The sequence below is a fragment of the Micromonospora sp. WMMA1996 genome, from assembly GCF_002573675.1.
Lineage (GTDB): Bacteria > Actinomycetota > Actinomycetes > Mycobacteriales > Micromonosporaceae > Micromonospora > Micromonospora sediminicola.
Map to the genome: position 1 here is coordinate 1,259,782 of NZ_PDHU01000001.1, position 21,082 is coordinate 1,280,863.

General features: G+C 73.9%; 19 protein-coding genes. 10 read left to right on the plus strand and 9 right to left on the minus strand.

Annotation, left to right across the window (positions count from 1 at the left end):
- Window positions 1–12: 12 nt before the first annotated feature.
- Complete coding sequence (locus COO58_RS06210; RefSeq protein WP_098744148.1) at window positions 13–627, plus strand: DedA family protein; 615 nt, start codon at window positions 13–15, stop codon at window positions 625–627.
- A gap of 9 nt (window positions 628–636) precedes the next feature.
- Here COO58_RS06210 and COO58_RS06215 read toward each other — a convergent pair whose 3' ends face one another.
- Both COO58_RS06215 and COO58_RS06220 read right to left on the minus strand, forming a co-directional pair.
- Entirely contained in the window at window positions 637–1,281 is a 645-nt protein-coding gene (locus COO58_RS06215) for a response regulator transcription factor (protein ID WP_091565767.1), read from the minus strand.
- Entirely contained in the window at window positions 1,278–2,423 is a 1,146-nt protein-coding gene (locus COO58_RS06220; RefSeq protein ID WP_091565771.1) for a sensor histidine kinase, read from the minus strand. The genes COO58_RS06215 and COO58_RS06220 overlap by 4 nt, the downstream gene beginning before the upstream one ends.
- A 160-nt stretch (window positions 2,424–2,583) precedes the next feature.
- On the opposite strand from COO58_RS06220, the gene COO58_RS06225 reads away from it, so the two are divergent.
- The gene (locus COO58_RS06225; protein ID WP_098744149.1) at window positions 2,584–3,276 is read left to right on the plus strand and encodes a DedA family protein; all 693 of its coding nucleotides are present in this window, start codon (window positions 2,584–2,586) and stop codon (window positions 3,274–3,276) included.
- On the opposite strand, the gene COO58_RS06230 is transcribed toward COO58_RS06225, so the two are convergent.
- Window positions 3,251–3,889, minus strand: coding sequence for a TetR/AcrR family transcriptional regulator (locus COO58_RS06230; protein ID WP_176558752.1), 639 nt, complete (start codon window positions 3,887–3,889; stop codon window positions 3,251–3,253). The two genes, COO58_RS06225 and COO58_RS06230, sit on opposite strands and share 26 nt — an antisense overlap.
- 79 nt (window positions 3,890–3,968) lie before the next feature.
- Between COO58_RS06230 and COO58_RS06235 the strand changes: the two genes are divergently transcribed.
- From COO58_RS06235 to COO58_RS06255, 5 genes are all read left to right on the plus strand, one after another.
- Window positions 3,969–4,421, plus strand: coding sequence for an SCP2 sterol-binding domain-containing protein (locus tag COO58_RS06235; protein ID WP_091565780.1), 453 nt, complete (start codon window positions 3,969–3,971; stop codon window positions 4,419–4,421).
- Window positions 4,422–4,423: 2 nt separating this feature from the next.
- On the plus strand, window positions 4,424–5,638 hold the full coding sequence (locus COO58_RS06240) for an acyl-CoA dehydrogenase family protein (RefSeq protein ID WP_091565785.1): 1,215 nt from the start codon (window positions 4,424–4,426) through the stop codon (window positions 5,636–5,638).
- Between the two features lie 196 nt (window positions 5,639–5,834).
- On the plus strand, window positions 5,835–7,400 hold the full coding sequence (locus COO58_RS06245) for an AMP-binding protein (RefSeq protein WP_091565788.1): 1,566 nt from the start codon (window positions 5,835–5,837) through the stop codon (window positions 7,398–7,400).
- 85 nt (window positions 7,401–7,485) lie between these two features.
- Window positions 7,486–9,003, plus strand: a complete 1,518-nt coding sequence (locus COO58_RS06250) for a N,N-dimethylformamidase beta subunit family domain-containing protein (RefSeq protein ID WP_098744151.1) — start codon at window positions 7,486–7,488, stop codon at window positions 9,001–9,003.
- 96 nt (window positions 9,004–9,099) lie between these two features.
- Complete coding sequence (locus COO58_RS06255; protein WP_218012337.1) at window positions 9,100–10,308, plus strand: serine hydrolase; 1,209 nt, start codon at window positions 9,100–9,102, stop codon at window positions 10,306–10,308.
- Here the strand turns inward: COO58_RS06255 and purD are convergent.
- The 3 genes from purD to COO58_RS06270 form a co-directional block, all read right to left on the minus strand.
- A complete protein-coding gene (purD, locus tag COO58_RS06260; RefSeq protein WP_091576735.1) occupies window positions 10,292–11,539 on the minus strand; it encodes a phosphoribosylamine--glycine ligase in 1,248 nt (415 codons plus the stop codon). The two genes, COO58_RS06255 and purD, sit on opposite strands and share 17 nt — an antisense overlap.
- Before the next feature lie 84 nt (window positions 11,540–11,623).
- Entirely contained in the window at window positions 11,624–12,559 is a 936-nt protein-coding gene (locus COO58_RS06265) for a hypothetical protein (protein WP_098746137.1), read from the minus strand.
- Between the two features lie 171 nt (window positions 12,560–12,730).
- Entirely contained in the window at window positions 12,731–14,020 is a 1,290-nt protein-coding gene (locus COO58_RS06270) for an adenylosuccinate synthase (protein ID WP_091565793.1), read from the minus strand.
- Window positions 14,021–14,141: 121 nt separating this feature from the next.
- Here COO58_RS06270 and COO58_RS06275 point away from each other — a divergent pair, with 121 nt between their 5' ends.
- A complete protein-coding gene (locus COO58_RS06275) occupies window positions 14,142–15,140 on the plus strand; it encodes a hypothetical protein (RefSeq protein ID WP_091565796.1) in 999 nt (332 codons plus the stop codon).
- Between the two features lie 74 nt (window positions 15,141–15,214).
- Complete coding sequence (locus tag COO58_RS06280) at window positions 15,215–17,398, plus strand: chromosome partitioning protein (RefSeq protein WP_098744152.1); 2,184 nt, start codon at window positions 15,215–15,217, stop codon at window positions 17,396–17,398.
- Between the two features lie 51 nt (window positions 17,399–17,449).
- Here the strand turns inward: COO58_RS06280 and COO58_RS06285 are convergent, their stop codons facing one another.
- A complete protein-coding gene (locus COO58_RS06285) occupies window positions 17,450–17,878 on the minus strand; it encodes a DUF3151 domain-containing protein (protein ID WP_091565804.1) in 429 nt (142 codons plus the stop codon).
- 261 nt (window positions 17,879–18,139) lie between these two features.
- Between COO58_RS06285 and COO58_RS06290 the strand changes: the two genes are divergently transcribed.
- Entirely contained in the window at window positions 18,140–19,351 is a 1,212-nt protein-coding gene (locus COO58_RS06290; protein ID WP_091565808.1) for an LOG family protein, read from the plus strand.
- 99 nt (window positions 19,352–19,450) lie between these two features.
- On the opposite strand, the gene fbaA is transcribed toward COO58_RS06290, so the two are convergent.
- Together fbaA and COO58_RS06300 are read right to left on the minus strand one after the other, a co-directional pair.
- On the minus strand, window positions 19,451–20,473 hold the full coding sequence (gene fbaA / locus COO58_RS06295; protein WP_091565811.1) for a class II fructose-bisphosphate aldolase: 1,023 nt from the start codon (window positions 20,471–20,473) through the stop codon (window positions 19,451–19,453).
- 162 nt (window positions 20,474–20,635) lie between these two features.
- Window positions 20,636–21,019 (minus strand): phage holin family protein, encoded by a 384-nt coding sequence (locus COO58_RS06300; RefSeq protein ID WP_091565815.1) that lies wholly within the window; start codon window positions 21,017–21,019, stop codon window positions 20,636–20,638.
- Window positions 21,020–21,082 lie beyond the last annotated feature (63 nt).

A 21,082-nucleotide genomic window follows, 5' to 3' on the forward strand; every position in this document is an offset into this window, starting at 1 on the left:
AGCATGGGAGACATGGGGGACGTGCTCGACCTGCTGCACCACACGGTGACCTCGCCGTGGGTGTACCTGGTGATCATCGCGGTCACCGCCGTCGACGCGTTCTTCCCGGCGGTGCCGGGCGAGACCGTGGTGATCACCGCTGGGGTGTTCGCCGCCGGCGGCGAGCCGAACCTGGCCCTGGTGATCGTGACCGCCGCGCTCGGCGCGCTGATCGGCGACCACGTCTCGTACGCCATCGGGCGCGGTGGGGGCGCGCACCGGCTGGCCCGGCTGCCGGCGGACAGCCGGCGGCGGGCGAGTTCCGAGTGGGCCCGCCGGGCGGTGGACCGGCGGGGCGGGATGATCCTGACCACCGCCCGGTACGTCCCCGGCGGCCGGACCGCGGTCACGCTCACCATGGGCGCGGTCCGCTACCCGGCGCGCTCGTTCCTGCTGTACGACGCGCTGGCCTGCGTCACGTGGGGGATCTACTGCGGGCTGCTCGGCTATTTCGGCGGGCTGGCGTTCGAGCACAACCCGGTCACCGCCCTGCTCGCCGGCGTCGGCCTGTCGCTGGCGGTCACCGGGCTGTTCGAGGCCGTCCGCTGGGCCCGCCGTCGGGCCCGCGCCCGGGCCGCCCACCGCTGACCGGTGCCGTCACCCCAGCAGGTCGGCGTCGTGCACGAGGATGGCGAGCTGCACCCGGTTGGCCACGCCGAGCTTGGCCAACGCGCGGCTGACGTGCGTCTTCACGGTCGCCTCGCTGGCGCCGACCCGGCGGGCCACCTCGGCGTTGCCGTCACCCCGGGCCACCTCGCGGACGATCGCCGCCTCCCGGTCGGTCAGCCGGGCCAGTCGCTGCCGGGCGGCCTCCCGCCGCGCCGGACCGCGCTCGGCGAACGAACTGATCAGCCGCCGGGTCACCGTCGGGGCGAGCATGGCGTTCCCGGCGGCGACGGTCCGTACCGCGGCGGCGAGTTCCCGGGGAGGCGTGTCCTTGAGCAGGAAGCCGACCGCGCCGGCGCGGAGCGCCTCGTGCACGTACTCGTCCAGGTCGAAGGTGGTCAGCATGACCACCTTCGGGCCCGCGGCCACGATCGCGGGGGCCGCGGCCAGCCCGTCGAGGCCGGGCATGCGCACGTCCAGCAGCACCACGTCGGGCCGCAGCCGCTCGGCGGCGGCCCGCGCCTCGGTCCCGTCGGCGGCCTCGCCGACCACGGCGATGTCCGGCGCCGCCTCCAGGATCAGCCGGAGCCCGGCGCGGATGAGCTGCTCGTCGTCGGCGATCACGACCCGGATCACGTCGCCTCCCCGGCCGGCATCAGCGCGTGCAGCAGGAATCCCCCGTCGGGGGTGGGTCCGGCCGTCAGCCGTCCACCGGTCAGCTCGACCCGTTCCCGCAGGCCGACCAGTCCGAGCCCGGCACCGGGCAGCGCCGGGCCGGTACGGGCGGACGGGTCGTTGCGGACGGTCACCTCGACCCCCTCCTCGGGCAGGTGCCGCAGGCGGACGGCGACCGCCGCGTCCGGGGCGTGTTTCCGCACGTTGGTCAGCCCCTCCTGGACCACCCGGTGCACGGTCCGGGCCACCGCGCCCGGCACCGGGCCGGGCGCCACCTCGTCGGTCAGGCTGACCCGGAGGCCGGCCGCGCGCGACTCGCGGACCAGTTCGCCGACCGCGTCCCGGCCGGGCAGCGGCAGCGGCGGTTCCTGGCGCAGCACGCCGAGCACCTCCCGCAGATCGGTCAGCGCGGCCCGGCCGGTGGACCGGATCAACGCGGCCGTCTCGACGGTGGTCTGGTCGGCGGTGGTCACCTCCAGCGCGCCCGCGTGCACCACCATGAGCGAGACCCGGTGCGCCACCACGTCGTGCATCTCACGGGCGATCCTGGCCCGCTCCTCGGCGCGGACCCGGTCGGCTCGCGCCTCCTGCTCCCGCTCCAGCCGCTCGGCCCGGTCCCGCAGGGCGGCCAGGGCGTCCCGCCGGGCCCGGATCCAGAGCCCGACGATCGCCGGGGCGATCACCAACCAGGCGTAGAAGACCACCGCGTTCCCGGGGGTGGCCATGACCAGGCGGCGTTCGCCACCCACCGCGCTGCCGACCGCCACGCCGGCGAGCATGACCGGGAACGTCCCGAGCAGGTACGCGGCGAGCTGCCGGCCGCGCAGGCCGGTGCCGGCCCGCCAGGACGCGACCACGACGGCCGCCCAGGCGGCCAGGACCAGCCAGCACACGGCGGCCGCGGCGGGGAGCGCCCAGCGGCGTGACGAGAGCACCGAGGCACCCGTGGCCAGCGCGAGCAGGAGGATCACCGCCGTCGGCAGCGGCGAGCGGACGCCGAGCCCACCGGTCGCCGAGGCCCACGTGGCGGCGGCCACCGCCCCGGCCAGCAGCACCGGCAGGTACGGTTCGACGCGCCGAACGACGCCCGGCCAGGTGGTCATCCCGCGAGCCTAGGCCCGGTCGGCCCGCGACGGGACCGGGCTCGGGGAGGGTTGGGTGCCGACCCCGAGACCACCTCGGGGTACGGCACGACGAAAGTGGACCCCCGGGGCAGACCGTCGACAGATTCCGGCCGCCGCCGCCCCGACCAGCATCGACGTCATGGATGCCGCTCTCGAACTGCTCCACGACACGATCTCGTCGCCCTGGGTCTACCTGGCCCTGTTCGCCATCGCCGTGGTGGACGGGTTCTTCCCCGTCGTACCGAGCGAGACCGCCGTCATCACCGCCGGTGTGTTCGCCGCGACCGGCCAGCCCGACCTGCCGCTGGTGATCGGCGTGGCCGCGCTCGGCGCGCTGGTCGGCGACCACGTCTCGTACGCGATCGGCCGGCACGGCGGCGCCCGGCTGCTGGACCGTGTGCCCCGGGTCGGTCGGCGGCGGGCCGCGGTGGACCGGGCCCGGCGGGGCATCGCCGTACGGGGTGGGCTCATCCTCACCGTGGCCCGGTACGTGCCGGGTGGCCGGACCGCGGTCACCCTCACCATGGGGGCGACCCGGTTCCCGCGTCGGCGGTTCCTCGCCTTCGACGCGCTGGCCGCCGCCACCTGGGGCACCTACTCGGCGTCGGTGGGCTACCTGGGCGGGCTCGCCTTCGAGCGGGACCCGATCCGCGGCCTGCTGTTCGGGCTGGGGCTGGCCCTCACCGTGACCCTGGTGGTGGAGGTGGTGCGCTGGGCCCGGGGCCGCCGGGCGGCGCGGGTCCGCGCGGCGCGGGTGTTAAAAGGGGACCCCTCCTCTACCGCAGGCGTTAACAGGGGGCCCTTCCTTACACCTCCCCCGGGCGCCAGGTGACGCCGCGCAGCAACTGGTCGGCGCCGAGCCAGGCCACGTTCATCATCCGGGTGGCGGTCTTCTCGGCGTCGGCCTCGGGGTGGTCGGCCAACCAGTCGGCGAGCGACTCGGTGGCGCCGACCAGGGCGTACGCGACCACCTCCAGGTCGGTGGCGCCGACCTCGCGGCCGGAGGCGCGCAGCGCGTGGTCGAGCATCCCGGCGACCACCTCGACCAGCCGGCCGCGCATGGCGGCCAGCTCGGCGGCGAACGGCTGGGAGCCGCGGGCCTGGCGGTAGAGCACGGCCCAGCCGTCGCGGTGCGCGCCGACGAACCCGAAGAAGGCGCGCAGCCCGCGCCAGAGCCGCTCGTCGGCGGGCAGTTCCGGGGCGGCGGCCCCGGCGATGGCCTCCATCATCCGGGTGCCCTCACGGTGCAGGCAGGCGACGAAGAGCTCCTCCTTGGTGCCGAGGTAGGCGTAGACCATCGGCTTGGAGATGCCGGCGTCGTCGGCGATCTCGTCCATGCTGGCGGCGTGGAAGCCCCGGCGGGAGAAGACCTTGACCGCCGCGTCGAGCATCTGCTGCTCGCGTACGGCCCGGGGGAGGCGCTTGAAGGTCGGCGTGCTGGACACTCTTGCGAGCATACCTACTCGTGCGTAAGGTTACGCCAGAGTAACCAAAGTCGGCCCCGCCCGAGAGGTGCATTCCCCCATGACTGACTTCGACCCGGCCAACTTCGCGAACGTCGGCCCGAAGGAGTTCGCGCAGCTGGTCAAGTCCACCCCGGACGACAAGATCGCCGAGATCATGTCCGGTGAGGCGCGCGGCAAGATCCTCAGCGAGGTCTTCAACCGGATGCCCACGCTGTTCCGCGCCGACCGCGCCGGCTCCACCAACGCGGTCATCCACTGGAACATCACCGGTCGTCCGGACGGCGGCACCGACACCTACGAGATCGTCATCGAGAACGGCACCTGCACCGTCTCGGAGACCCCGACCCGGGACCCGAAGCTCAGCCTCACCATGGGCCCGGTCGAGTTCCTGAAGATCGTCTCCGGCGGCGCCAACCCGGTGATGATGTTCATGACCGGCAAGCTGAAGGCCAAGGGCGACCTGGGCCTGGCCGCCAACATCGCCAACCTGTTCGACATCCCCAAGGCCTGACCATGGCCGAGTTCTCGCTCGACCTGAACGAGGAACAGCGGGACCTTCGCGACTGGGTGCACGGCTTCGCCGCCGAGGTCGTGCGCCCGGCCGCGGCCGAGTGGGACGCCCGGGAGGAGACTCCCTGGCCGGTCATCCAGGAGGCGGCGAAGGTCGGCCTGTACGGGTTCGAGTTCCTCGCCACCTGCTGGGCCGACCCCACCGGCCTCTCCCTGCCGATCGCCAGCGAGGAACTCTTCTGGGGCGACGCCGGCATCGGCCTGAGCATCTTCGGCACCGCCCTCGCGGTCGCCGGGATCTACGGCGCCGGCACCCCCGACCAGCTCGTCGAGTGGGTCCCGCAGTGCTTCGGGGACGTCGACTCCCCGGCCGTCGCCGCGTTCTGCACCACCGAGCCGGAGGCCGGCTCCGACGTCGGGTCGATGCGGACCCGCGCCGTCTACGACGAGGCCACCGACGAGTGGGTGCTCAACGGGCAGAAGGCGTACGCCACCAACGGCGGCATCGCCGGCGTGCACGTGGTCACCGCCTCGGTCGAGCCGGAGCTGGGCTCGCGCGGGCAGGCCGCGTTCGTCGTACCCCCGGGCACGCCCGGCCTCAACGCCACCCGCAAGCTGCGCAAGCTCGGGCTGCGCGCCTCGCACACCGCCGACGTCTTCCTCGACGACGTCCGGGTGCCGGGCCGCTGCCTGCTCGGCGGCAAGGACGCCCTGGACGAGCGGCTGGCCCGGGCCCGGTCCGGGCAGCGCGCCTCCGGCCAGGCCGCGATGCGGACGTTCGAACTGTCCCGCCCGACCGTCGGCGCGCAGGCGCTCGGCGTGGCCCGCGCCGCGTACGAGTACGCCCTCGACTACGCCAAGGACCGGGTCCAGTTCGGTCGGCCGATCATCGAGAACCAGGCGGTCGCGTTCGCGCTCGCCGACATGAAGATGGAGATCGACGCCGCCCGGCTGCTGGTCTGGCGGGCGTCCTGGATGGGCCGCAACAACCGGCCGTTCACCGCCGGCGAGGGCTCGATGTCCAAGCTCAAGGCCGGCGAGGTGGCGGTCTCGGTGACCGACCGGGCGGTCCAGCTCCTCGGCGGGGCCGGCTTCCTGCGCGACCACCCGGTCGAGCGCTGGTACCGGGACGCCAAGATCTACACCATCTTCGAGGGAACCTCCGAGATCCAGCGACTGGTCATCTCCCGGGCCATCTCCGGGATGCAGATCCGCTGATCGCCGGCGGACCCCGACCCGACCCGCGACGGCACGCCGTGCCGGGCGTACCCCGTCGCGGGTCGGGCCGCCGGTCCGTGACCGGCGTGGCCACGACCGCGGGTGTCCGCAGGTTGGGCTGATGATCACGCCGGCTGGGCGGACGAACCGCCCGGATGCATGATCGGGAGACCACGAACGCGAAGGAGGTTGCGCCTTGGACCTGCCGTTCATCGTCGCCACGCTCACCCGACGCGGACTGCTCACCCCGGGCCGCCCGATCCGGGTGGCCTCGCAACTGAACGCGCTGCGCCGCTGGGGCTGGAGTCTCGCCGGCGAGCTGCGCCAGGCCGCCGCCCGCGACCCCGGGCGCGTCGCCGTCGTCGACGAGCACGGCGCCGCGCTGACGTACCAGGAACTGCTCGACCGGTCGGAGCGGCTGGCCCGGTCCCTGCGGGCCGGCCTCGGCGTGCGGACCGGCGACCGGGTCGGCCTGCTCTGCCGCAACCACCACGGGCTGATCGAGGCGATCGTCGCGGCGATGCTGCTCGGCGCGGACGCCGTCCTGGTCAACACCGGCCTCTCCGCCGCGCAGCTGGCCACCGTCACGGAGGAGCAGGGCCTGCGGGTCCTGGTGCACGACGCCGAGTTCGCCGAGCGTGTCCTCGGTCTCCCGGCCGAGCTGCACCGCGTCGACGAGCGGCGGCAGGAGGAGCTGATCGCGGGCGCGGTGCCCGGGGACCGGCTCCAGCCGCCGGAGCGGGACGGCCGGACCATCGTGCTGACCTCCGGCACCACCGGCACGCCCAAGGGCGCCCGCCGGCCGACCCCGCACGGCTTCGGCCCGCTGGTGTCCATCATCGACCGGATCCCGCTGCACGCCCGGGACACGGTGATGATCGCCGCGCCCCTCTTCCACACCTGGGGGTACGCCGCCCTCCAGGTCTCCTTCGCGCTGCGGGCCACGGTCGTGCTGCACCGCCGCTTCGATCCGGCCGCCACGGTGGCCGCGTTGGCCGCGCAGCCCTGCGACGCGCTCTTCGCCGTACCGGTGATGCTGCAACGGCTCATGGAGGTGGCGCCGCCGCAGCGCCGGCCGCCGCTCAAGGTGGTCGCGGTCAGCGGCTCGGCCCTGCCCGGCAACCTGGCCACGGCCTTCATGGACCGCTACGGCGACGTGCTCTACAACCTCTACGGCTCGACCGAGGTCTCCTGGGCGTCCATCGCCGGCCCGGCGGAGCTGCGGGCCGCGCCCACGACGGCCGGCCGGCCGCCGCACGGCACCCGGCTGGAGATCCTGGACGAGGCGGGCCAGCCGGTCCGCGACGGCCAGGTCGGGCGGATCTTCGTGGGCAACGAGATGCTCTTCGAGGGCTACACCTCGGGCGCCGGCCGGGAGAGCCGCGACGGTCTGCTGGACACCGGCGATCTCGGGCGGCTGAACCCGGACGGCCTGCTCTTCGTGGACGGGCGCGCCGACGACATGATCGTCTCGGGCGGGGAGAACGTCTTCCCCTCCGAGGTGGAGGACCTGATCGCCCGGTTGCCGCAGGTCCGCGAGGTCGCGGTGATCGGCGTGCCCGACCCGGAGTACGGCCAGCGACTGGCCGCGTTCCTGGCGCTGCGGCCCGGCGAGACGCTCGACCCGGAGGCGGTCCGCGAGTACGTCCGGCACTACCTGGCCCGCTTCTCCGTGCCCCGCGACGTGGTCTTCGTCAAGTACCTGCCGCGCAACGCGACGGGCAAGGTGCTCGGGCGGGAGCTGCGCCGGTACTTCGGCTGATCGGCTGACCACACGGGACGGACACCGGATGACGCCCGGTGTTACGTTCTCCCCGGTTTCAGCGGGGTGAGCGGGGAGCAGCGCGATGGTCCGACTCCGGCGGCGCACGGCGCTCGGCCTCCTCCTCGGTGGTGCTGCCGCCAGCGTGCTCGCCCCCGTCGACCCGGTGCTCGGCCGCCCGCACGACGCCCCGCCCGCCCGCCGTCAGGTGCCGCCCGCCCGCCGTCAGGTGCCGCCCGTCGAGCGGGAGAACCGCGCGCCGGGCGAGCCCTGGTGGCCACCGGAGGGCGGCCGGCCCGCCGACGACCGGCGACGCCAGATCCAGGGGTACGCGTCGACGACCAGCGTCGCCCCCGGCGGCGTGATCGACTTCCACGTCGCGGTCAACCCGGCCGGCCGGTTCCGGGTCAGCGTGCACCGCCTCGGCTGGTACGCCGGAGCCGGCGCCCGCACGATGCTGACCAGCCCCGAGCTGAGGGGCGTGCCCCAGCCGGTGCCGGTCGCCGACCCGGTGACCGGCGCGCTCGACTGCCGGTGGCCGGTGTCCTGGCGCCTGCCGGTGCCGAAGGGCTGGGCCTCCGGCCTCTACCAGGCGGTGTTCACCTCGGCGTCCGGCTGGCGGTCGAGCACGCCCTTCGTGGTGCGGGACGACCGGCGGGCCGCCGCGCTCTGCGTGGTGCTGCCGGTGACTACCTGGCAGGCCTACAACCAGTGGCCCCGGGACCGGCGCGTCGGCCGGAGCCTCTACAACGGCTACCGGCCGGACGGGCGGCGTGATCCGGCGCTGCGGGCACGCGCGGTCTCCTTCGACCGCCCATACTCCGGGGCGGGCCTGCCCATCCACGCCGACCGCGACGAGGACGCGATCCGCTGGCTGGAGCGCAACCGCTACGACGTCAGCTACGCGACCAGCTTCGACCTGCACTCCGGTCGGCTCGACCCGTCCCGGCACCGGGGGCTGGTCTTCTGCGGGCACGACGAATACTGGTCGGCCGAGATGCGGCGGGCCGCCGAGGCCGGGCTGGCCGCCGGCACCAGCCTCGCCTTCCTCGGCGCGAACAGCGTCTACTGGCACGTGCGGGTCCACCCGGGCGGGAGCGGCCGCCCGGAACGGGTGGTCGAGTGCGCCAAGACGCCGCCGGATCCGGGCGCCGACGAGGGCTGGCCGACGGTGACGTGGCGCGACCTCGACCGACCCGAGCAGGCGCTGCTCGGCGTGCAGTACAACGGCATCGTGCTGAGCCCGCAGCCGCTCGTGGTTCGCTCGGCCGACCACTGGGTCTGGGCCGGCGCCGGCGTGGCCGACGGGGACCGCATCCCGGGGCTGGTCGTCGGCGAGGCCGACGGGCTGAACGCGGGCGTCGCCCGGCCCGGCCAGCCCGGGGAGACCACGCTCAGCTCGTCGCCCTACCCGGCGCAGCAGGGTGGCCGGCGGCTCCAGAGCAGCCACGTGTACGAGACACCGCGCGGTGCGGTCGTCTTCGCCACCGGCACGCTCGGCTGGACGATGGCGCTCGACCGGCGCGGGCACCGCGACCCACGGATCGAGCGGGCCACCGCCAACGTGCTCGACCGGATCGTCGGCCGGAGCCACACCACCTAGGGGTCCGGTCGCGGGGGTTCCACCGAGGACCGACCGGGGTGGGGTGCGGGTGTCACCCGGATGCCCCCGCCGACCGGGGACGACAGGATCGACGACATGAAGATCATGGATGTCACCCGTCGCCGCGCGGTCGCCGCCGCGCTGGCCGGAGCGCTGCTCGCCACCGTCGTACCGGGCGCCGCGCTCGCCACGCCGTCCGGTGCCCACCGGCCCGACTGCGCCATCGGCACCCTCGACCCGACCCCGATGCGGCAGGCGATCGCCGGATTACCCACCGGCGACGCCACGAGCGCCCAGGTCCGGATCACCACTCCCGACGGATGCTGGACCGGCACCAGTGGCGTACGCGCCCTGCGCGGGGCCGCCCCCGTGCCGCCGCACGCCCGGTTCCGCGTCGGCAGCGTCACCAAGGTGTTCACCGCCGCGGTGACGCTGCAACTGGTCGCCGAGGGGCGGCTCGACCTGGACGGCACGGTGCAGCGGTACCTGCCCGGCCTGCTGCCCGCCGACTACCCGCCGGTGACCGTCCGCCAACTCCTGAACCACACCAACGGGATACCGAGTCCGACGCTGCCGGGCGGGATCGAGTGGCAGCTCGCCCACCGCTACGACCGGTGGACCCCGGAGCAGATCGTCCGCCTCGGCCTGCGCAACCCGCGCGAGTTCGAGCCCGGCACGGACCAGCACTACACCAACATGGGCTACATCGTGGCCGGCATGCTGATCGAGAAGGTCACCGGCCACTCGTACGCCGAGGAGGTGCGGCGGCGCATCGCCCGGCCGCTCGGCCTGCGGGACACGTACGCGCCGGGCGACGACCCGCGCATCCGTGGGCCGCACGCCCACGGCTACCAGGCGGTGGTCCGCGACGGCCGGACCGAGCTGGTCGACGCGACGGTGTGGAGCCAGACCTTCACCCCGGCCGCCGGTAACCTGATCTCCAGCGTGTCCGACCTGGACACCTTCATGACCGCGCTGTTCGCCGGCCGGGTGGTGCCCGAGCCGTGGCTGACCGAGATGTTCACCCGACCGGTGCTGGCCGGCAACCGCGTCGGCGAGTACAGCGCGGGCCTGACCGCCATGCCGGTCGGTGGGCAGACCCTGTGGCTCAAGACCGGCAGCCGCTACGGCTACCTCGCCGGCGTCGCCGCCACCCGGGACGGCCGGTTCCGGGTGGAGTACTCGATCACCGCGACGGACGCGAAGAGCGAGGAGCTGAGCCGGACCGCCCAGGCCGTGATCGGCGCGGCGCTCGGCATGCTGCCGCCCGCCGCGCCGCAGTCCACGGTCAGCCCGGGATCGTGATCCGGCCGTCCACCGCCGCCGACGCGATGTCGCCCCGGTGGTGGGCGCCCGCCAGCTCGACGCCGCGTACCAGCGCGTACGCGGCGTCGCGCGCGGCGGCCAGGTCCGCGCCGGTGGCCGTACCGCAGAGGACCCGGCCGCCCGCGGAGCGCAGCGTGCCGTCGGCGTCCCGACGGGTGCCGGCGTGGATGATCCCGGCGCGGTCCGCGCCGGTGATCACGTCGCCGGTACGCGGGCCCGCCGGGTAGCCCTCGGCCGCGACCACGACGGTGACCGCCGCACCGTCGCGCCAGCGCAGCGGCGGATGCCCGGCCAGCGTGCCGGTGGCGGCGGCGTGCAGCAGCCCGGCCAGCGGGGTCTCCAGCATGGCGAGCACGACCTGGGTCTCCGGGTCGCCGAAGCGCGCGTTGAACTCGATCACGCGGGGGCCGGCCGCGGTGATGGCCAGGCCCACGTAGAGCAGGCCGGCGAACGGGGCGCCCCGGCGGCGCAACTCGGCCAGCGTCGGGTGCACCACATCGCGCATCACGTCGTCGACCAGGCCCGGCGGGGCCCACGGCAACGGCGTGTACGCGCCCATGCCGCCCGTGTTCGGCCCGGTGTCGCCGTCGCCGACGCGCTTGAAGTCCTGCGCCGGGAGCAGCGGCAGGGCGGCCTCGCCGTCGGTGACCACGAAGAGCGAGACCTCGGGACCGTCGAGGTACTCCTCGATCACCACCCGGCCGCACTCGGCGGCGTGCCGCTCGGCGGCAGCCCGGTCGTCGGTGACGACCACGCCCTTGCCGGCGGCGAGACCGTCGTCCTTCACCACGTAGGGCGCGCCGAACTCGTCCAGCGCCCGGGCGACGGCCGCCGCGTCGGCGCAGGTGTACGCGCGCGCGGTCGGTACGCCGGCGGCGGTCATCACGTCCTTCGCGAACGTCTTCGAGCCCTCCAGTTGGGCCGCCTCCGCGCTCGGGCCGAACGCCGCGATGCCCTTGGCGCGTACCGCGTCGGCCACCCCGGCCACCAGCGGCGCCTCCGGCCCGACGACCACCAGGTCGGCCGCCACGTCGACGGCGAGCGCCGCCACGGCCGCCGGGTCGGTGGCTGTCACCTCCCGCAGCGACGCGACCTCGGCGATCCCCGGATTACCCGGAGCCGCGACGAGCGCCTCGACGGCCGGATCCGCAGCCAACCCGAGCGCGAGCGCATGCTCCCGCCCACCACCACCCACAAGAAGAACCCGCACGACCGGCATCCTACTGACCCCCACCTCCCACCCCGTCGATCATGAAGTTGACGGCAGGATGTGAGATCGACACCGCCGTCAACGTCATGGTCGACACTGCGTCCGAGTGGTGAGTGCCTGGCGGATCACGTGGGGGATGTAGTCGGGGCGGAGGGTGTCGGGCCAGGTGAATCGGAGGACGGTCCAACCGGCGTTGGCGAGGCGGTTCTGCCGTCGCCGGTCGTGGAAGAGCGCACCGGGCGCGGTGTGCGGGTCCTTACCGTCCGCCTCGGCGATCACCCGGGAGGCACGCCAACCCATGTCGCCGATGCCGAGCAGATACCCGTCGGCGTCGCGAACCTCGACCTGCAGGACGTCCGGCGGAACGCCGCCGTCGACACAGCGCAGTCGGGTACGCGTCTCGAGCGGCGACTGCGCCGCGCCGTTCGCCTCGGCCAGGTAACGACGAGCGTTCACCGCGCCCCTCCGACGCGCGAGCAGCGCGGGGATGGAACGGAACTCGTCCGCGTTTACCGTGCCGCTGTTCAGCGCGGAGTCCAGGAGGGCCACGGCGCGGTATCGATGCTCCCGGAGGACCAGCTCCGCAAGGGTGTGCGTCGGGTCCGTCACCGGGATACCACCGATGGACGTCAACGCCGCGGCAGGATGTTCGAACTGGTGCGGGACCACGGCAGGATCCGCGACACGAGCAGGCTTGGCAGCACGGCCGGGCAGTGCGAGATGGATCGCGCCTGTTCTCGGAAGGCCGGCGATCCCCTGCAACTCGGCAGCCGTGGCAAGGACGACATGCGCATCGGGACCCAGCGACAACACCGCCGCTCGGATCCGGCGACGTCGTTCCAGGAGGTCCGGTGCCGAAGGGACCACCGCGTACGTGGCACGCGCGAGCCGCCGCCACCGACGGGCGGTGAGCAGGTTGTCGATCTCGTGGCGACTGTACCCGGCCCGAAGCGCCTGCTCACGGGTGACCACGCCGCCCTGAGCCCTGGCAATCCGCCCGATGACCCAAGCCCGTTCCACCCCCCAACCCTCCCGCGCGCTCCTCCCCACGCGGGATCCCTGTGGACAACCCACCCCACCCTGTGGACAACCTTGCGCACAGGCTCGTCGATCATGAAGTTGACGGCGATGTGGATCTATGAAACTGCCGCCAACTTCATGATCGACGTCGATAGCCCCGGGGGGGGTGGGTTAGGGGAGGAGGGGGTGGCGGAGGACGTTTTCTTCTCGGCCTGGGCCTACTCCGACCACGCTCACGCGGGTGCCGGTGAGTTCCTCGATGCGGGCGATGTAGCGCCTTGCGTTCTCGGGGAGCTCCTGCTCGGTCCTCGCCTTGGTGATGTCCTCCCACCAGCCGTCGAGCTCTTCGTAGATCGGCGTGGCGTGGTGGAAGTCGGTCTGCGTCATCGGCATGTCGTCGAAGCGCTCGCCGTTGATCTCGTACCCGACGCAGATCGGCACCTTGGCCAGGCCGGTCAGCACGTCCAGCTTGGTGACCACCAGGTCGGTGACGCCGTTCAGGCGGCACGCGTAGCGGGCCACCACGGCGTCGAACCAGCCACAGCGGCGCTCCCGGCCGGTGGTGGTGCCGTACTCGTGGCCGATCTTGCGCAGGTGCTGCCCGTTCTCGTCGAACAGCTCGGTCGGGAACGGACCGGAGCCCACCCGGGTGGTGTACGCCTTGCTCACCGCGATGACCTTGGTGATCGCGGTCGGCGGGATGCCCGCGCCCACGCACGCCCCGCCGGCGGTGGGGTTCGACGAGGTGACGAACGGATAGGTGCCGTGGTCCATGTCGAGCATGGTGGCCTGGGCACCCTCCAGCAGCACGGTCTCGCCGCGGTCCAGCGCGTCCCAGAGCATCACCCGGGTCTCCGCGATGTACGGCCGCAGCCGCTCGGCGTAGCGCAGGTATTCCTCGACGGTCTCCTCGACGTCGATCGCCTTGCGGTTGTAGACCTTGAACAGCAGCTGGTTCTTCTCCCGGAGCGCCAGCTCCAGCTTCTTGCGCAGGATGCCCGGGTCGAGCAGGTCCTGGAGCCGGATGCCCATCCGGGCGACCTTGTCGCCGTACGCCGGGCCGATGCCCCGGCCGGTGGTGCCGATGCGGGAGCTGCCCAGGTAGCGCTCGACCACCCGGTCCAGTGCCCGGTGGTGCGGCATGATCAGGTGCGCGTCGCCGGAGATGCGCAGCCGGGAGACGTCCACGCCGCGCTCGGCGAGCCCGTCGATCTCCTCCAGCAGCACCTTCGGGTCGACGACCACGCCGTTGCCGATGACGATCATCGCGCTCGGCGAGAGCGCGCCGGACGGCATCAGGTGCAGCGCGTACTTCTGGCCGTCCGGCGTGATCACCGTGTGGCCGGCGTTGTTGCCGCCGGAGTAGCGCACGACGTAGTCGACCCGCTCACCCAGCAGGTCGGTAACCTTGCCCTTGCCCTCGTCGCCCCACTGGGCGCCGAGGAGCACGATCGCTGGCATCTTCTCGCCTCCAGAAGGCTCGGGTGCCAGGCGGCGACCGGTCAGCGAGCCCGGGGTGTCAGGCTAACAAGTAGTGACGACGGGACCGGCAGGGGTTCGTCGAGAAGCAGGAGGCTCCTTCGTGTACGACGTGGTGCTGCTCACCCTCGGCTCGGAGCGGGACGCTCCCGGCGGAGGCTGTGGCAGCGGCGGGGCCTGCTGCGGTGGCACGGACGACGGTGTCGCCACGACCGACCCGGAACGCTGCGAGACGCCCCGCGTGCCGGTGCTGGCCTGCGCGGACGCGCTGACCGCCCGCGGCGCCCGGGTGACCACGGTGACCGCCCGCTCGGACGCCGAGATCGACGAGGTGCTGGCCCGCCTGGACGGCCCGGCCCGCGCCGACGGCCTCACCTGGCCCGACCAGGACGGCAAGACCCGGCTGGTGGTGGCCACGGCCAGTGACGCTCAGTTGCGCGCCGTGCTGCGCCGCCTGGTGCGCCGGTACGCCCCGCCGCCCAGCCGCCGCCCGGCGGACCTGGCCGGGAACCGGACGCTGCCCGACCTGCCCCCGGTGGGCGTACTCCCGCTGGACCCGGCCCGGTCCGGCGCGGCGCGGGACCTGGCCGCGCAGCTCGGGCTGCCGCGCGACCCGGCGGCCGTGGCGGCGGCGGTGCTCGACGGCACGGCGCGCCGGCTGGATCTGCTGCGCAACGACGGCGGTTCGGTGACGCTGGACGGCGCGCTGCTCGGCGCCGCCGACGACGCCGGCCGACCGCTGCACTGGCGGGCCCGCGTCGAGGTCGACGGCACGGTGCTCAGCGACGGCAGCGAGCCGATCACGGCCTGCGCGATCGGGAACGCCGGCGGCTACGCGCGCCTCGGCGAGGTGGACCTGCTGGCCGACCCCGACCCGACCGACGGCCGGGTGGCCGTGGCCGTGGCCGTGCCTGTGGTGACCCGGTCCGCGTTGGGCCGGAAGAAGGTCCGGCTGGAGGTACGCCGGGCCCGGGGACGGGCGGTGGCGGTCGTGCCCCGCGACGAGAAGGTGCCCTTCCTCGACGACGGTGTCGAGGGCGAGTTGAGCCGGAAGCGGTCCTGGTGGACCGAGCCCGGAGCCTGGGCGGTCTGGGCGGGCTGACCCCGGTCGATCCTCGCCCGGGTGGCCGGGCTGACCGGACCGCCTATCCTCGGCGGGGGGAATGGGGAGGAACCGTGGCGCACGAGAACGACGACCGGGCACATGTGCCGGGCCGACCGCAGGTGCCGGAGCGGGACGTCGAACCGCTCTGGCCGCCCGAGGAGACCGACGGCGTGGTCACCGCGCCGCCCTGGGCAGCGCCGGTCCAGCCGAACATGCCCTGGCCGCTCCCGTTCGGCGAGGCTCCCCCGCCGCCGCCGGTCGTCCCGGCACCCGACGCGACCCGCCCCGCGGAGCCGGTTCCGCCGCCGGCCGTCCCGGCGCCCGAGGTGACCCGCCCGGCGGAGCCGGTTCCGCCGCCGGTCACCCCGGCGCCCGACGCGACCCGCCCGCTGCCGGTCGACCTGGACCTCCCGTTCACGCTCGACCAGCCGGCCCCGGGCACCCCGCCGGCGCCGCGTGTCGACGCCCCGACGGCGGCGGCCACCCACGAGCCGCCGACCGTGCCCGGTTCCGCCGCGCCCGCGCCCGGGGCCGACGCGCCGCCCGCCGCGCCCGGGACCGACGCGCTGCCCGACGCGCCCACCTCCGGAATTGACGCGCTGCCCGGCGCGCCCGTGTCCGGGATCGACAGCGACGCGGCCGGGAACGGGCGGGCCGAGTCCCCGTGGGCGCAGCCACCCCAGCGCGCCGCGTCCGAGATCGCCGGCCCGGCGAACTCCACCGACACCGCGACCGCCGCCGGCGGACCGGCAGCCCCGAACCCCGGGCCGGCGACCGCGGATCCCGGACCGACAGCCGTGGTCTCCGCGCATCCCGGCCCCGCGAACCCTGACCCCGCGAACCCCGGACCCCCGGGCCCCAGACCCGCACCCGCACCCGGACCCGGACCCGCGGGCACGGAACCGTCGACCGCCGGGCCGGTGCCCCCCGGACCCGTCAGCGCCTGGCCGGCCACCGGTTCGGCTCCGGTTCCGTCGCCGTCGACGGACGGGCCGGGCGGGTCCGCGGAGGAGGCCGCGCCCCGGCTCGGCCCGTTCCCGCCGTCGCCGGGCGTACCGATGCAGCAGCCGCCCTACGGCAACGGCGCGGCCTACCCGCCGCCGGGGTACCCGCCACAACCCGGCCAGCCGGGCTGGTACCCGCCGGGTTGGCCGCACCAGAACCCCACGCCGCACCAGAGCCCCGGGCCGCACCAGGCCGGAGCGCCGCAGCCGGCCGTGGCGCCGCACCAGGCCGGACAGCCGCCGCACGCGCCGCCGGCTCCCGGACCGGCAGGGGCGCCCCCGCAGCAGCCGTACCCGGAGCAGGGCTGGACGCCGCAGCAGGCGGCGCCGCCGACCGCCGAGGACTTCGCCCGCCGCCGCCAGGCCCGACCGGTCGACCCGGTGGCCACCATGGGGGTACGCGCGGTGGTGAACCGGATGGGCCTGGTCCGGCTCGCGCCCGGCCGCCACGAGCAGGAGGTGAAGCGGGACATCGAGATGGTCCGCCGCAACTTCGGCGGACTGCGCCAGGTGACCGTGGTCAACCCCAAGGGCGGCGCCGGCAAGACGGTGGCCATCCTGCTGCTCGCCATGACGTTCGGCCAGAAGCGCGGCGGGTACGTGCTGGCCTGGGACAACAACGAGACCCAGGGCACCCTCGGCATGCGGGCGCAGCAGGACTTCCACGCCCGGACGGTCCGGGACATGCTGCGTGACCTGGCCCAGTTCCAGGGTCCGCACGGTCGCGTCGGCGACCTGTCGCAGTACGTCCGCTCGCAGGGCGAGGGCATGTTCGACGTGCTCGCCTCGGACGAGTCCGCGACCGGCGGCGAGATGCTGACCGCCGCCGCGTTCGCCGAGATCCGCGAGGTGGTCAGCCGCTTCTACAAGCTGATCTTCGTGGACACCGGGAACAACGTCCGGGCGCAGAACTGGCAGGCCGCCATGGACGCCACCGACCAGCTCGTGGTCACCATGTCGGCGCGGAACGACTCGGCCGAGACCGCCGCCCGGATGCTCGACCACCTGGAGCAGAGCGGCCGGCAGCGGTTGGTCCGGCAGGCGGTCACGGTGGTCTCGATGCCGCCGTCCCGCAAGGAGATCGACCTGCCGGCCATTCAGGCGCACTTCGCCGCGCGTACCCGGGCGGTGCTGCTGGCGCCGTACGAGCGGCTCATCGACACCGGCGAGCCGCTGCGGTACGGCCAGCTCTCCTCCGCGACGCGGGACGCCTGGCTGAAGATCGCCGCGTCGGTGGCGGAAGGGCTGTAGGACGGGCGCGACGGCCGGTGCCCGGGTCGGGACCGGCCGTCGCGGTAGTGGTCAGGCGCTGGCCAGCGCGTCCCCGGCGGCCGGGTCGCAGTCGCGGAGGAACTGGGCGCAACGGGCGGCCTCGTCCGCCTCGCCGATCTCGCCGGCGGCCCGGGAGAGCACGTAGAGGCAGCGCAGGAAGCCCTGGTTCGGGGCGTGCGACCAGGGCACCGGGCCGTGCCCCTTCCAGCCGCTGCGACGCAGCTGATCGAGGCCCCGGTGGTAGCCGGTGCGGGCGTACGCGTACGCCGGGACGACCTGGCCCGCGGCGAGCGCGCGACCGGCGAGCGCCCCCCAGGCCGCGCTGTAGGTCGGGAAGCGCGCCGCGACCTCGGCGTACGCCTCGTCGGTGCCCTGCTCGACCGCCGTCGCCAGCGTGGCGTCGGCCTCCTCGTCGGCCGGGAGCAGGGTGGCCGGGGGCTCAGGCAACAGGTTCTGCATCGCCCCATTCAACCCGCTTCGCCCTGGGGCGCGCGAGGGGGTCGGGCGGGTCGGGTGGCTGAACGGCTGAGGGTTTCGTCACGCCTGCGGCGGGAGCTCACGTACCCGCGGCCCATGCCGCCGGCGTGGTTCTTGCACTACAACTACAGATCCGGAGCCTCCCCAGGACCCGGTTACGCAGGAGCCCGGCGGCGTGCCCGCCGGGCTCCTGTCCGTACCGCCCGGGTTTGCGACGTTGCCCGGCCGGGGCAGGATGATCGGGTGCCGACCCCACCACCCGCGGACGTCATCGAGCCGCACGCGCCTCACGTCGACGAGGTCCAGACCCGTACCGAGTTCGACCGGCGGCTGGCCGGGGGAACCCTCGCCGGCCTGACCGTGCAGGGCCTCCGCCTCGACCTGGACCCGGTCCCCGACCTGCGCGCCGTCGACGTCGCCGGCACGCTCTTCGTGGGCTGCCGGTTCGCCGACCGGGAGGTCGGCGCCGACCTGGTCCGGCGCGGCGCCAACGTGGTCCCGCCGTTCTCCGGCCTGCCCTACCCGACCCAGCCGTCCCACCTCTACACGGCCGACGAACTGGCCGCCGGCTTCGCCGAGGGCGGGTTCACCCAGATGTACGACACCCGGGTGTACACGCACTTCCGGGCGCACGGCGGGGCGCTGCCCGACGTTCGGGAGGCGCTCGGCCAACGGCTGCACGACCACGGCGTGGACAACGCGCTCGCCGACGCCACCCGCGCCTGGCTGGCCGTGCACGGCCCGCAGTCGGTGGTGGGCGTGATGGGCGGACACGCGGTCCCGCGCGGCAGCGTCGCGTACCGGATGGCGGCGGTGCTGGGCTGGGAGCTGGCGCGGGCCGACCGGCTGGTGGTGACCGGCGGCGGTCCGGGCGTGATGGAGGCGGCGAACCTGGGCGCGTTCCTCGCCGCCTGGCCGGCCGACGAGCTGTCCGCCGCGATCGACCTGCTCGCCGTCGCGCCGGACTTCACCGACCACGACCGCTACACGGCGGCGGCGCTGGCGGTGCGCAAGCGGTACGCGGACGGCCCGTCGCTGCCCTCGCCCCGACCGGCGGCGCCCGACACGGAGTGGGCCCGGTCCGGCGGGCTGGCCATCCCCACCTGGCTGTACGGCCACGAGCCGGCGAACCTGTTCGCGGGCCGGATCGCCAAGTACTTCTCCAACGCCATCCGGGAGGACACCATCCTGCGCCTGGCCCGGGGCGGGATCGTGTTCGCGCCCGGCCGGGCCGGCACGGTGCAGGAGGTGTTCCAGGCGGCCACGAAGACGTTCTACGGCACCGACGGGGCGAGCGGGGCGTACGTCTTCCTCGACCGCGCGTTCTGGACCGCCGAGCTGCCGGTCGAGTCGCTGCTGCGGCCGCTCTTCGCCGCCTCCCCGTTCGGCGACCTGTCGCACACGATCCACCTCACCGACGACGTCCGCGAGGCCGTCGCGCTCCTCGTGCGCTGACCGTGCAAGGAAGGGCCCCTTATTAACGCCTGCGGTAGAGGAAGGGCCCCTTGTTAACAGCGAGCTGTTAACAAGGGGCCCTTCCTTACATCAGGGGTGTCACTTCATGGTGGTGCCGGTGGAGCGCAGGTGCTCGCAGGCCTCCACCACGCGGGCGGCCATGCCGGCCTCGGCGGCCTTGCCCCAGACGCGCGGGTCGTACATCTTCTTGTTGCCGACCTCGCCGTCGACCTTCAGCACGCCGTCGTAGTTGCGGAACATGTGGTCCGCGACCGGGCGGGAGAACGTGTACTGGGTGTCGGTGTCGATGTTCATCTTCACCACGCCGTAGTCCAGCGCCTCCCGGATCTCCGACAGCAGCGAGCCGGAACCGCCGTGGAAGACCAGGCTGAGCGGCTTCTCCTTGCCGTACTTGGCACCGACCGCGTCCTGGATCTGCTTGAGCACCTCGGGGCGGAGCTTCACGTTGCCCGGCTTGTAGACGCCGTGCACGTTGCCGAAGGTCAGCGCCGCCATGTAGCGGCCCTTCTCCCCCAGGCCCAGCGCCTCGACCATGGCCAGGCCGTCCTCGACGGTGGTGTAGAGCTTGTCGTTGATGGCGTTCTCGACGCCGTCCTCCTCGCCACCGACGACGCCGACCTCGATCTCCAGGACGATCTTGCCCTTGGCGGCCTCGGCGAGGAGCTGCTCGGCGATCTCCAGGTTCTCCGCCACCGGCACGGCCGAGCCGTCCCACATGTGCGACTGGAACAGCGGCTCCTGGCCGTTCTTGACGCGCTCCTGGGAGATCGCCATCAGCGGCCGGACGAACTTGTCCAGCTTGTCCTTCGGGCAGTGGTCGGTGTGCAGCGCGATGTTCACCGGGTACTTCTTGGCCACCTCGTGCGCGTACGCGGCGAACGCGCTCGCGCCGGTCACCATGTCCTTGATCGACGGGCCGGACAGGTATTCCGCGCCGCCGGTGGAGACCTGGATGATGCCGTCGCTCTCCGCGTCGGCGAAGCCCTTGAGCGCCGCGTTCAGCGTCTGCGAGGAGGTCACGTTGATCGCGGGGTACGCGTACCGGCCGGCCTTGGCCCGGTCCAGCATCTCCGCGTAAGCCTCGGGGGAAGCGATGGGCATGTCGAACGCTCCTTACTTACCGCTCTCGGCCGTGCAGGCCGCTGTCTTCCATGGAGGCGGCCGTTCCGGCCGCTGACTTCCACGGGTACGCCGGACCGCGCTGTCCACCGCGGGCAGTATCCCGTAGGAGCGCCGGCAGGGCACAACCGACCCGGCGCCGGCTCACCGCTCCTCCAGGCGGTCCGGCACGACGACGCTGATCAGCCAGCTCACCACGGCGACCACGATGGCCCCCCAGAAGGCGGCCCAGAAGCCGTCCACGTGGAAGGGCAGCTTCAACAGGCCGGCGATCCAGTCGGTGAGCAGGAACAGCAGGGCGTTCACCACGAGCGCGAACAGACCGAGCGTGAGCAGGTAGAACACGCAGCCGAACACCTTGATGAGCGGCTTGAGCACGGCGTTGACCACGCCGAAGACGAGCGCCACCACGATCAGGGTGAACACGGTGGTGCCACCGTTGCGACCGGTCACCTCCACCCCGGGCACGATCAGCGTGGTGACCCACAACGCGATCGCGGTGATCGCCAGTCGGATCAGGAAGCCCACGGGACCATCCTGGCAGGGGCCACGCGCCGGGGAGGGGACAATCGCCGACTCCACCGTTCCGCC

Coding starts and splice junctions, on each gene's coding strand:
- COO58_RS06210 (WP_098744148.1), top strand. CDS start 13: ATGGGGGACGTGCTCGACCTGCTGCACCACACGGTGACCTCGCCGTGG.
- COO58_RS06220 (WP_091565771.1), bottom strand. CDS start 2,423: ATGACCACCTGGCCGGGCGTCGTTCGGCGCGTCGAACCGTACCTGCCG.
- COO58_RS06225 (WP_098744149.1), top strand. CDS start 2,584: ATGGATGCCGCTCTCGAACTGCTCCACGACACGATCTCGTCGCCCTGG.
- COO58_RS06235 (WP_091565780.1), top strand. CDS start 3,969: ATGACTGACTTCGACCCGGCCAACTTCGCGAACGTCGGCCCGAAGGAG.
- COO58_RS06240 (WP_091565785.1), top strand. CDS start 4,424: ATGGCCGAGTTCTCGCTCGACCTGAACGAGGAACAGCGGGACCTTCGC.
- COO58_RS06250 (WP_098744151.1), top strand. CDS start 7,486: ATGGTCCGACTCCGGCGGCGCACGGCGCTCGGCCTCCTCCTCGGTGGT.
- COO58_RS06255 (WP_218012337.1), top strand. CDS start 9,100: ATGAAGATCATGGATGTCACCCGTCGCCGCGCGGTCGCCGCCGCGCTG.
- COO58_RS06270 (WP_091565793.1), bottom strand. CDS start 14,020: ATGCCAGCGATCGTGCTCCTCGGCGCCCAGTGGGGCGACGAGGGCAAG.
- COO58_RS06285 (WP_091565804.1), bottom strand. CDS start 17,878: ATGCAGAACCTGTTGCCTGAGCCCCCGGCCACCCTGCTCCCGGCCGAC.
- fbaA (WP_091565811.1), bottom strand. CDS start 20,473: ATGCCCATCGCTTCCCCCGAGGCTTACGCGGAGATGCTGGACCGGGCC.